The sequence below is a fragment of the Paramuribaculum intestinale genome (assembly GCF_003024925.1).
GTDB classification, from domain to species: Bacteria; Bacteroidota; Bacteroidia; order Bacteroidales; family Muribaculaceae; genus Paramuribaculum; species Paramuribaculum intestinale.
The window spans coordinates 1-2,430 of the sequence record NZ_PUED01000268.1 but is presented as its reverse complement, the minus strand read 5'-3'; the positions used below and the strand labels follow the sequence as shown (position 1 = coordinate 2,430).

The 2,430-nt window shown below is 44.6% G+C and carries 1 protein-coding gene; it reads left to right on the top strand.

The annotated features are described in order from the left end of the window. A partial coding sequence (locus C5O24_RS12545) for a SusC/RagA family TonB-linked outer membrane protein (protein WP_107681925.1) occupies positions 1 to 2,430 on the top strand: 2,430 nt, incomplete at both ends.

The following is a 2,430-nucleotide window of genomic DNA, read 5'->3' as shown; positions in this document are numbered from 1 at the left end:
GTGTCAACGGTGGGTGAAAAGGACTTCAATAAAGGTATGATTTCATCGCCGGAAGAACTTGTAAACGGAAAAATAGCGGGGGTGCAGATTGTGAATGGCGGTGGTTCTCCGACATCCGGTTCTACGATTCGCGTTCGTGGAGGCGCATCGCTCAATGCCTCTAACGATCCCCTTATAGTCCTTGATGGTGTACCGATGGAAGTTGGTGGTTCAGTCACCGGCAGCGGAAACTTCCTAAGCCTTATAAACCCTAATGACATAGAGAGTATGACCATATTGAAGGATGCTTCCTCTACCGCAATTTATGGTTCTCGCGCATCAAATGGTGTAATCATCATAACCACTAAGAAAGGTAAAGGCGATGGCATAAAGGTTTCGTATCAGACTACAAACTCACTTTCTACAAAAACCAAAACTTCAGACATGCTTTCTACCGATGAATTTATCGGTATAGTGAATGAGATGGGAACTGACCGTCAGAAGTCTTTACTCGGCAATAGTCGTACTAACTGGAATGATTATATCTATCAGACAGCATTTGGAACTGATAACAACCTCAGCGTATCTGGAAGGGCCGCACATTGGCTTCCATTCCGCGTGTCAGCTGGTGCGTATTATCAAGACGGTATTCTCAAAACTGACAATGCTAAACGTTTCACCGGAAACCTCAATCTTACTCCTTCGTTCTTCCGTGATGAACTCCGTTTCCAATTCAGCCTTAAAGGGACTTATTCAAAAAATCGTTTTGCCGATACCGGAGCTATCTGGGGTGGCGCGACTTTGAACCCGACCATACCTGTTTATTCTGGGAATGATGCGTTTGGAGGATATAATGAGGCTATTGACCAAAATGGCATTCCTGTAACCGGAGCACTTGCCAATGCGCTGGGGCGTCTTGAACAATACAACTCGACATCCGACGTGTACAGAGTAATCGGAAACATTGATGTGGATTGGAATATCCGCTGGGTAAAAGGCCTCAGGCTTCATGCTACAGGTGGTTATGACTGGTCAAAGGGAGAGGGCAAGATTGTGGTGCCGAAAGAAGCTATCTCGTACTATACAACCGGAGGTCGTGACTATAAGTATGGTCCACAGAAGAACTATAATAGACTCTTGACTGTCTATGCAAATTATAACCGAGATTTCGATGCGATTAATTCAAATATTGACGCAACTTTCGGTTACGATTATCAGTATTGGAAATATACCACACCTTTTTATGCAGTACTGAATGCCGACGGTGTGCAACAGTCAACATCTGCTGCCACAGATCAGAGACATTCTTTGATTTCTTACTACGGTCGTTTGAACTATACCTTTATGAACCGCTATCTCTTGACTGCAACAGTCCGCCGTGACGGTTCTTCCCGATTCTCGAAAGACAATCGTTGGGGTACGTTCCCGTCCGTAGCTCTTGCTTGGCGTATTTCTCAAGAAAATTTCTTTGAGCCTTTGCGTGGTTGGGTAAATGACCTCAAACTTCGTGCATCATACGGTGTGACGGGTCAACAGGATGGTATCACCAACTATGGATATATCCCCGTTTATACCCCCGGTCTTGACGGAGCGCAGTACCTTTTCGGAGGGAATCCAGTCTATACTTATCGTCCCGAAGCATATAACCCTGATTTGAAATGGGAGACAACAAAATCATGGAACTATGGTATTGACTTGGCTTTGCTGGAAAACCGGTTCACATTCTCCGCAGATTTCTACACTCGTAAGACAGAAAACCTGCTTGCAACTGTTCCAGTCCCGGCAGGTACGAATTTTGACAAGCTGATGCTTGAAAATGTAGGTAATGTAGATTCAAAAGGTCTTGAACTTGCACTTACGGCACATTTAATTGACAATAAGGATTGGTCTTGGAATGTGACTGCAAATGCTGCATGGCAACGTGTCAGAATCAAAAACTTAACACTTACACCAGGAGCACCAAGTCCCGATACCGAGGTCGGTCCTTGGATTGATGCTTACCAGATGCAGGTATTCTCCACGGATTATGCGCCTTATTCGTTCTATCTTTATAAGCAGCTTTATGATCAAGAGACCGGACGGCCAATTGAGGGTTTGTATGCAGACCTTGATGGAGACGGACAGATAACAAACAATGACCGATATCATTGTCATTCTCCTGCCCCCGATTGGATTCTCGGTTTGTCAACGAGCCTGCGTTATAAGAAATGGACTCTTTCCACTTCCCTACGTGCTAATATAGGAGGATATATATTCAATGGCATGGCCATGAATACCGGTGCTTGGGAGACCATGAGCTATAATGACTATCAGCTGAACAACCTAAACCGGAGTTTCCTTGACACCAGATTCCAGCGCCGACAGTTCCTAAGCGATTACTATCTTGAAAACGCATCATTCCTCAAAATGGATAACCTTCAGTTGATGTATGATTTCGGACAAGTTTATAAG